Source organism: Pseudomonas sp. GW456-E7, from assembly GCF_059424105.1.
Genome location: NZ_JBWKZB010000090.1, coordinates 1 through 9,035 on the forward strand (window position 1 = coordinate 1; position 9,035 = coordinate 9,035).

Below are 9,035 nucleotides of genomic sequence, written 5' to 3' on the forward strand. Positions count from 1 at the left end.
CGTACGTAAGGGGCGAGCGTTTTTTGCTTCCTTTTTTAGGCGCTTGTAAAAAAGGGAGTCGCCGTAAGGGCGAAACCGCCAGCCGCCGTTACCGCAGCAACGGATATGTACTCAATCAACCAAGAGCCTGGTCGGCCCAGAGGCCGCCAAGGTCAACCCCTAAGAAATATCCAAAGCCAAAGACATGAACTGCCCAATCCGCGCCCGCAACCACCGCTCCGCCGGATCATTGTCATGCACCCCGCTCCAGGCCATCGACAACTGCGCCGCCTCAATCTCGAACGGCGGATCCTCGGCACGCAACCCGCATCCCTCCACCAACGCACACGCCGCATAATCCGGCACGGTAGCGATCATCTCCGTCCCCGCAAGCAACGCCCGCAACCCACTGAACTGCGGCACCCCCAGCACCACACGACGACTGCGCCCGACCTTCGCCAGATCCAGATCGATATTGCCGCTCAAGTCACCGGAAAACGACACCATCGCATGGGGCCGTTCGCAGTATTCATCCAGGGTCAGAGCCCCCGGCCGGGTATCACCGCGCAGCACTTTGCAGGGAATATCGCGCAGCTTCTTGCGCTTGGCATTGGCCGGCAGGTCCGTGGTGTAACTCACGCCCACCGAGATCTCCCCCGACGCCAGCAGCGCCGGCATCAACAGGTAATTGGCCCGCCGCACGACCACGACGATGCCCGGTGCTTCCTCTTGCAACTGACGCAGCAACGGCGGAAACAAACCGAACTCGGCATCGTCCGACAGCCCGATGCGGAACACATCGCAACTGGTCATCGGATCGAACTCCTTGGCCCGGCTGACCGCACCGGAAATGGTGTCCATCGCCGGCTGCAGCTCCTTGAGAATCGCCAGCGCCCGCGCCGTCGGTTCCATCCCGCGACCGTTGCGCAGCAGCAACGGGTCGTCGAACAGATCGCGCAGTCGCCCCAGCGCGGCACTCACCGCCGGTTGGCCCATGAACAGTTTTTCCGCGACGCGGGTCAGGTTCTTCTCGAACATCAACGCCTCGAAAATCACCAGCAGGTTCATGTCGACGCGACGCAGATCGTTACGGTTCATAAGCACGGTTCCCTTGTGTGTTCGGCCAGGCGCGAGGTTGGGAAGTGTGTCTGACTTTACCCGGGACGTCCCGCGCTGAACGCGGAATTAACAACGATTAACTCGCAAGCCAGAGCCTTCGGGTCCAAAAATGAAGCCTACCGACTCGGACATTTACCATGGCTCACGTTCAGCAAAATGCCGCGCCCGCGCCATTCACGCCTGTGCCAAAGAAAAGCACCGGCGGCCTCAGCCCGCAGCGCGAACGGCTGGTTAAACAACTGATCCTCGAGCGCCTCGGCGACAGCCTGGAAGTCACTGAACTGGCACAGGCCTGCGCCCTCTCGCGCAGTCATTTCTCCCGTGCCTTCAAGTGCAGCACCGGACTCTCGCCGCAGGACTGGATTCGCCGGCAACGCATCACCCTGGCCAAGCAATTGATCCAGTACACCGACATGAGCCTGACGCAGATCAGCCTCGAATGCGGTTTCTGCGATCAGGCGCACTTCTGCCACCTCTTCACCCGCAGCGAAGGCATCAATCCGTTTGCGTGGCGCTGCCAGAGGGTGCCTGGACTTAGAAGCAAAAGATCGCAGCCTTCGGCAGCTCCTACATGCATGCACGCTACTGTGTAGGAGCTGCCGAAGGCTGCGATCTTTTGATCTGGCTTTCTAACCTTTCAAGAACGCCAACAGGTCAGCATTGAGCTGATCCTTGTGGGTATCCGTCAGCCCGTGAGGGGCGCCCGGGTAAATCTTCAGGGTCGAGCCTTTCACCAGCCTGGCCGAGGAGACACCCGCCGCCTCGTAAGGCACGACCTGATCCGCGTCGCCATGCACCACCAGCGTCGGCACGTCGAACTTCTTCAAGTCTTCGGTGAAGTCGGTTTCCGAGAACGCCTTGATGCAGTCATGGGCGTTCTTGTGGCCGGCCATCATGCCTTGCATCCAGAACCAGTCGATCATGCCCTGGGACGGTTTCGCGCCAGGTTTGTTGAAGCCGAAAAACGGCCCGCTGGCGAGGTCAATGTAGAGCTGCGAGCGGTCGGCCAGCGAAGCCTGGCGGATGCCGTCGAATACATCGAGCGGCAGGCCGCCGGGGTTGGCTTCGGTCTTGAGCATCAAGGGCGGCACCGCGGAAATCAACCCGGCCTTGGCCACGCGGCCGGTGCCGTGGCGACCGATGTAGCGCGCCACCTCGCCGCCGCCAGTGGAGAAGCCGAACAGCACGGCGTCTTGCAGGTCGAGCAGCTCGATCAACTGCGCCAGATCGTCGGCGTAATGGTCCATGTCATTGCCCGACCATGGCTGGCCGGAACGCCCGTGACCGCGTCGGTCGTGGGCGATGACCCGGTAGCCGTTGGAGGCCAGGAAGATCATCTGCGATTCCCAACTGTCGGCGTTCAGTGGCCAGCCGTGGCTGAAGACAATCGGCTGACCGGTGCCCCAGTCCTTGTAGTAAATCTCGACGCCGTCGCGGGTAGTGAAGGTGCTCATGGGTAATGCCTCCTTAACGAGGGTTGGGGGGGGAATCAAACCGCAAGTCGGTTCAGGCGATCGGCCAGGCGCGCCACCCGTTCGCCCAGGTGCGCGGCGGTGCAGCGATCTTCGGGAGGCGGCGCATCGTCGGGGGATTGCTCGACATTCGACTGGGCCATGGCGCCCAGTGAGCTGCCCAGGCGATTGAGTTGGCCGTTGAACACGCCGGTACTGGAACGCGCCGGCAGCAGGTCGAGGCCGACCCAGATCATCGAGTGCTGCGCGGCGAACACCGCCATCTGCAGCAAGGTGTTGAGTTTGTCGCCGCACAGGCAGCCGGAATTGGTGAAGCCCGCCGCGAGTTTGTCGCGCCAGGGCTGGGCCAGGTAGAACGCCGCCGTGGCCTCCATGAACGCCTTGAAGGCCGCCGAGGCGCTGCCCATGTAGGTCGGCGCACCGAAGATGATGGCGTCGGCGTTGTGCAGCCGCGCCCAGTGCTCGTCCACTTCCTCGACCGGGATCAACTGGCAGGTGCTGCCCAGGTGCCGCTCCACGCCCGCGGCCACGGCTTCGGCCATGACCCGGGTGTGCCCGTAGCCACTGTGATAGACCACCACCACGTTGCTCATTGCGGTGTCCTTTGTGGGAGCGAGCCTGCTCGCGAAAGCGCTGTGTCAATCACCGCACAGGCTGAATGTGACACCGCCTTCGCGAGCAGGCTCGCTCCCACATCGAGCTGCTCGCGGCTGACTGACATTTCATCCCTGCCTTCAGTGGAAGTTGAAGAAGGAGAGTTTTGGGCGAAGACCGGGCACGCGACGAGTTAAACGTTGTTAATTTTCCATGGTGCGCAAAAAGCCGCGGCAGAACCTGTCCATCCGTCGCGCCCAATAATCACGGGACCCTCGGCCACTGGCCGATACGCTAGAGTCAATGCCTGCCTCTTCAGTCACCCGGGCGGCACGTTGCACTGCGTAAAAAACCTGAGGAATATGCTCGTAAACCGCGAACCAGACGGCTGCAGCAGGAGCGACTCGTTGACCCTTTCCCCCGAACAGGCTGTGCATTTCGGCCCCTACCGGGTCTACCCCGGACAACGCCTGGTGATGGAGGCCGACCAGCCCTTGCGCCTGGGCCGGCGCGCCATGGACATCCTGTTGATCCTGCTGGAGCACGCCGGCAACGTGGTCAGCAAGCAGCAATTGATCGCCCGGGTCTGGCCCGACAGCGTGGTCGAAGACATCAACCTGCGGGTGCACATGGCCGCGTTGCGCAAGGCGCTCGGCGACGGCCAGGCCGGCCAGCGCTACATCGTCACCGTGGCCCAGCGCGGGTACAGCTTCGTCGCACCGCACTCACGGGAGCAGGTCGAACAACCACCAGCACCCGAGGCCTGCACACCGAGCCGGCATAACCTGCCGGTACGCCGCACACGCATGATCGGCCGGCGGACGCTGGTCGACAATCTGGTGGTGCAACTGCCGCGCCAGCGCTTCATCACCCTCGTCGGTCCCGGCGGCATCGGCAAGACCACCGTGGCCTTGCGAGTCGCCGAACAAATGATCGGTCGCTACCGGGACGGCATTCGCCTGCTGGACCTGGCCCCGATCAACTGCCCGCTGATGATCGACGGCCACCTGGCGACGTTGCTCGAACTGGCCCTGCACGATGACGAGCCCCTGAGCGGCCTTGCCGACTGTCTGCGTGACAGGCAAATGCTGTTGGTCATCGACAACTGCGAACACCTGGTCGACGCCATCGCCCTGCTCTGCGAAAACATTCTGCGCAGTGCGCCGCACGTGCACATTCTTGCCACCAGCCGCGAGAGCCTGCGGGCCGACGGCGAATTCGTCCAGCGCCTGGCATCACTCGACTGCCCACCCCCCATCGCCGTCCTCGACCGAGCCCAGGCCATGACCTTTTCCGCCCTGCAACTGTTTGTCGAGCGGGCCATGGCCAGCCACGACAGCTTTGAGCTGACGGACGATGAACTGCCGCTATTGATCGACATCTGCCACCGACTGGACGGCATTCCACTGGCCATCGAACTGGCGGCGGCACAAGTGGGCAACTTCGGATTAGCCGGCTTGCTGGCGCAGTTGCACAGCAGTTTCCGGGTGTTGACCCAGTCCTGCCAGACGCCCCCGGCACGCCATCAGACCCTGCGCGCGACATTGGACTGGAGCTTCGAGCTGCTCAACGCCTGCGAAAAGACCTGCCTGCGCCGACTGAGTGTGTTTCGCGGCGGCTTCACCCTGGAGTCGGCAGCGGCGGTGATTGTCGGCGACCACATCGAACCTCGCGAAGTCTTCGGCTCGATCACCCAACTGGTCGCCAAGTCCCTGTTGAACGTGGAGGTGGGCGATGAGGATGTCTACTACCGTCTGCTCGATACCACCCGCAGCCATGCTTTGGAAAAACTCGCGCAAAGCCCCGACCTGCCCGGCACGCGGGAGCGCCATGCCGAGCGTTGCCTGGCGCTGATGCAACAGGCGCAGGACGAATGGGAGAACACCTCGACCGGCCTGTGGCTCGAGCGCTATGGCCGCACCCTGGAGGACATCCGCGCGGCCCTCGACTGGGGTCTGCACGGGCAAGGGCCACAAGCCCGGGCGATACGCCTGGCCGCGACGTCCACGCCCCTGTGGCAGGAGCTGTCACTGCTCAAGGAACACGGCGGTTATGTGCGCAAGGCCCTGGCCCTGCTCGAGCAGTCTGCCGAGCCGTGCCCGCGTTTGCAGATGACCCTCAAACTGGCCCTGGGCAGTGCCTGTTACCACGTTCAAGGCGCGAGCGCCGAAACCGTTGGCGCCTTTGTCAGTGCCAGGACCCTGGCCAGCCGACTCAACGATGTGGCCGGTCAACTGCGGGCGATTTCCGGTCACCTGGCGGTCAATCTCAGTTGCGGCCAATACCAGATGGCCCTGCAACAGAGCCGGCAATTCGATCAACTGGGGCTGCATGACGACGCCCTGTTATCCCTGAGCACCCATCGATTGCGGGTGCTCGCCCTGCATTTTTCCGGCGACCAGCAACAGGCCGGGGAGCATGCCGAACAGGTACTGCAACGCATGGCCCACAGTGGTCATCTCAACCGGTTCACCCATGGCTTCGGCGTGCAATACGACCAGAGTGTCGCGGCGCTGACCATCCAGGCGCGCATCCTCTGGCTGCGGGGCCAACCGGAACAGGCCTGGCGTGCAGCCCGGCAGGCGCTGGACATCGCGTTGCAGATCAACCACGGCACGTCGATCTGCTACACCCTGGCGCTCGCCGGCTGCCTGATCGCCTACTACAACGGTGACACCCGCAGCGCCCGCGAACTCCTGCGCCTGCTGCTGCAACAGGCGCAGAAACACTCGGTCCTGCTGTTCCATACCTGGGCGCAACACTACGCGCAGGTGATCGGCGGCGTGGATGTCGCGCCTGCCCGGCAACGAAGTGTCGGATTGATCAAAGACATCATGGTCACGCTGGATTCCACCTGCGTCGATGACGACTTGCTCGAACGTGCGCAGAGCGGCGCGTCGGGCTGGAGCACGGCAGAGATTCTGCGGGCCAGGGCCGAGACGCTGCTGGCAACGGATTGTCCGGCCAACGCCGCGATGGCTGAAACCGTGCTGCTCAAGGCACTCGACGTGGCAAGAACCCAGGGCGCCCTGACCTGGGAGCTGCGCAGCGCCACCTCGCTGGCGCAATTGTGGCAGCGCCAGGGCCGCCACCAACGGGCGCATAAATTGCTGGCGCCGGTCTACCAGCGCTTCACCGAAGGTTTTGCCACGCCGGACCTGAAGGCAGTCCGTCATTTACTCGGTGAGTTGCATGGTCACTTGCCGGCCTGAAGGCCGGGGCGTTTGACTGTCGTACCCGGCATAACGCATTTCGAGGGTGCGCAACTGCCCACTGAGTTCGAGCTTTTCCAGGGCGTAGGTGCGGGTGGTGTTGAGGAAGCGGTAACGGATCACTCCGCCGCCCTGCTCCAGGGACAGCATTGATTTGAGCGCGAGGTTGTCCAGCACCTCGATCAGCTCGGCGACCGGTAACGCGTCGCCGCTGATCGCGCCTATCGCGGCGTCCTGGGTGAAGGCCATCTTGAATACCGCCAAACGCTGCAACACGGATTGTTCCAGCGCAGTCAACCGTTCGTAGCTCCAGTCCAGTGCAGCCTTGAGCGTCTGATGCCGGGGGACGGCCGTACGGCGCCCCTGGGACAGCAACTGAAAACAGTTATCGAGTTGCGCCTGCAACCCCACCAGTGCCAGCGCATCGATTTGCGCTGCCGCCAATTCAATCGCCAGCGGCAGGCCGTCGAGGCGCCGGCAGATTTCGCGCACGACCCTGAGGTCTTGTTCGCGCAAGGTGAAGCCCTGCTGACGGGCCCGGGCACGGCTGACGAACAACTGCACCGCCGAATAGCCCATGACCTCGGCAACGCTGCGCAGCGCTGACGCCGGCGGCACCGCCAGCGGTGGCAGACGCAACAGGGTTTCACCCACGGCCTTGAGTGGCTCGCGGCTGGTGGCAAGGATCGACAGTCGCGGCATCGATTGCAGCAGTGTCTCGACCAACGTCCGGCAGCGCTCGAGCAGATGCTCGCAGTTGTCCAGGACCAACAAGGCATGTCGCTGCGCCAGCGCCTCCAGCGTGGTGCCCACCTCCAGCCCAAGGGTTCGTGTGAGGTGATCGGTCACTTGCGCCGGGTCATCGATCGCCGCCAGGTCCACCAGCCACACGCCGTGCCGATAGTGCTGCAACAACAGTTCGGCCACGCGCAAAGCCACGGTGGTCTTGCCGATCCCGCAAGGCCCGACCAGGGTCATGAATCGGCGCACCGGCAACTGCCGCACCAGGCTGCCGACCACCGCATCGCGCCCGGTGATCGGTGTGAGCCGCGCCGGCAAGTTGTGCAGGGGCTTTTTTACGGTCTCGCTGGGGAACGCTACGGGCTGCGGCGAATGCTGTACCGGGGCGACAAAACTGTAGCCGCGCTGGGGAATGTTGACGATGTAGCACTGACCGTTCTGCCCGTCGCCCAAGGCCCGACGCAGGGCGGCGATGTGCACCCGCAGGTTGATCTCTTCGACCACGGAGCGTGGCCAGACCTGCGCAATCAACTCGTCCTTGCTGACCACCGAGCCCGCGTGCTCGACCAGCACCTGCAACACGTCAAGGGCGCGGCCGCCCAGACGCAGCGGTCGATCGCCCTCCAGCACCAGGCGCTGACTGAGGTGGAAAGCGTAGGGTCCGAACTGAAGCACCGCTTCGTTGCTGACATCTCTGAGGCTGTTCATGGGCAGTCACTCGCGGGACACCTGATCTGGCACGTGAGTCCATCCAGGCTCCGCACCTTCCTTGCAATGAGTTACCTCGTATCTTGGCAGCCCTCTGTGACGGTACAACCGCCACGGGGGGAGCGTCACGGCCATTGCGGTGCGCGCAACGGACATGCGCGCTAGCTGAACTGCTCGCGGTATTGGGTCGGGGTCAGGCCAAGCTTTTCACTGAACAGAAAACGCATGTGCCGCACGCTGCCGAAGCCGCTTTTGAAGGCCACGGTCTTGAGCGGCAACTCGCTGGTTTCCAGCAGGTTCCTGGCGCAATCGATGCGCGCGCTTTGCAGAAACTCCATCGGCGTCATGTCCACCTCCCGGGCGAACACCCTGGAGAAATGCCGCGGGCTCATGTTGGCCAGGCTCGCCATGCGCTCGATGCTGAAGGACTCGTCGAGGTGCTCGAGCACATGGTTCTGCACGCGGGTGATCGGCGTTTCGTGAGGCGCCACCGCCGCCATCAGCGGGCTGAACTGTGCCTGCCCGCCCTGACGCTTCATCACCACCAGCAAGACCTTGGCCACGTCCTGGGCGATTTTTTTGCCGTGGTCCTGCGCCACCACCGACAACGCCAGGTCGATCCCGGCGGTGACGCCGCCGGAGGTGATCAGGTTGCGGTCCTGGACAAAGATCTGGTCGGTCTCGACGGTCGCCTTCGCAAAGCCCTTGATCAGCCGCTCGGTGTAGTGCCAGTGGGTGGTGACGCGATAGCCGTCGAGCAAGCCCGCATGCCCCAACACGAACGCTCCGGTGCAGATCGAGCCATAAGCGGCGGACCGGCTCACGTTGTGCCTGAGCCAGTCGAGCAACGGCGGATACTTTTCGCTGTAGGCACCGGGACCGCCGGGTACCAGCAGCAAATCAAACCCTTCGCAGGCCTGGTCGATGTGCCGGTCGGCCTGCACGCTCACGCCATTGGATGCGCGCAATGCGCCGGGTTCGGTGCCGATGGTCGACAGCACATAGTGATCGTCGGGTTTCAGATAACGATTGGCGATGGAAAACACTTCCATGGGCCCGGCCATATCGAGCAGGAGAAAGTCGGGAAACAGCACCATTGCCACGGTTTTCATGGATTGGAATTCACTGGATTAATTGAGACGGTGCACATCCTCTGTGGGAGCGGGCTTGCTCGCGAATGCGGTGGGTCAGTCAGCATGGATGTTGACTG

At 63.3% G+C, this 9,035-nt stretch carries 7 protein-coding genes; 2 read left to right on the forward strand and 5 right to left on the reverse strand.

The features are described 5' to 3' along the window. Positions 1-159: 159 nt before the first annotated feature. On the reverse strand, positions 160-1,077 hold the full coding sequence (locus tag AC07YV_RS29260) for a LysR family transcriptional regulator (RefSeq protein WP_102702748.1): 918 nt from the start codon (positions 1,075-1,077) through the stop codon (positions 160-162). 158 nt (positions 1,078-1,235) lie between these two features. Between AC07YV_RS29260 and AC07YV_RS29265 the strand changes: the two genes are divergently transcribed. Beyond that, positions 1,236-1,691, forward strand: coding sequence for a helix-turn-helix domain-containing protein (locus tag AC07YV_RS29265; protein ID WP_102702747.1), 456 nt, complete (start codon positions 1,236-1,238; stop codon positions 1,689-1,691). A gap of 36 nt (positions 1,692-1,727) precedes the next feature. Here the strand turns inward: AC07YV_RS29265 and AC07YV_RS29270 are convergent, their stop codons facing one another. Together AC07YV_RS29270 and AC07YV_RS29275 are read right to left on the reverse strand one after the other, a co-directional pair. Further along, positions 1,728-2,552 carry an alpha/beta fold hydrolase gene (locus AC07YV_RS29270; RefSeq protein ID WP_102702746.1) on the reverse strand — a complete coding sequence of 275 codons (825 nt, stop codon included), beginning with the start codon at positions 2,550-2,552 and terminating at the stop codon, positions 1,728-1,730. 35 nt (positions 2,553-2,587) lie between these two features. Further along, positions 2,588-3,163 (reverse strand): flavodoxin family protein, encoded by a 576-nt coding sequence (locus tag AC07YV_RS29275; protein WP_102702745.1) that lies wholly within the window; start codon positions 3,161-3,163, stop codon positions 2,588-2,590. Positions 3,164-3,571: 408 nt separating this feature from the next. Between AC07YV_RS29275 and AC07YV_RS29280 the strand changes: the two genes are divergently transcribed. After that, positions 3,572-6,376, forward strand: coding sequence for an ATP-binding protein (locus AC07YV_RS29280; protein ID WP_102702744.1), 2,805 nt, complete (start codon positions 3,572-3,574; stop codon positions 6,374-6,376). Here the strand turns inward: AC07YV_RS29280 and AC07YV_RS29285 are convergent. Then, a complete protein-coding gene (locus tag AC07YV_RS29285; protein ID WP_102702743.1) occupies positions 6,341-7,825 on the reverse strand; it encodes an ATP-binding protein in 1,485 nt (494 codons plus the stop codon). The two genes, AC07YV_RS29280 and AC07YV_RS29285, sit on opposite strands and share 36 nt — an antisense overlap. Before the next feature lie 161 nt (positions 7,826-7,986). Then, positions 7,987-8,937, reverse strand: coding sequence for a GlxA family transcriptional regulator (locus AC07YV_RS29290; RefSeq protein WP_102702742.1), 951 nt, complete (start codon positions 8,935-8,937; stop codon positions 7,987-7,989). Positions 8,938-9,035 lie beyond the last annotated feature (98 nt).

Bases quoted from the DNA above. Each gene is read 5' to 3' on its own strand.
- AC07YV_RS29275 (WP_102702745.1), bottom strand. From the start codon at position 3,163: ATGAGCAACGTGGTGGTGGTCTATCACAGTGGCTACGGGCACACCCGG.
- AC07YV_RS29285 (WP_102702743.1), bottom strand. From the start codon at position 7,825: ATGAACAGCCTCAGAGATGTCAGCAACGAAGCGGTGCTTCAGTTCGGA.
- AC07YV_RS29265 (WP_102702747.1), top strand. From the start codon at position 1,236: ATGGCTCACGTTCAGCAAAATGCCGCGCCCGCGCCATTCACGCCTGTG.
- AC07YV_RS29270 (WP_102702746.1), bottom strand. From the start codon at position 2,552: ATGAGCACCTTCACTACCCGCGACGGCGTCGAGATTTACTACAAGGAC.
- AC07YV_RS29260 (WP_102702748.1), bottom strand. From the start codon at position 1,077: ATGAACCGTAACGATCTGCGTCGCGTCGACATGAACCTGCTGGTGATT.
- AC07YV_RS29290 (WP_102702742.1), bottom strand. From the start codon at position 8,937: ATGAAAACCGTGGCAATGGTGCTGTTTCCCGACTTTCTCCTGCTCGAT.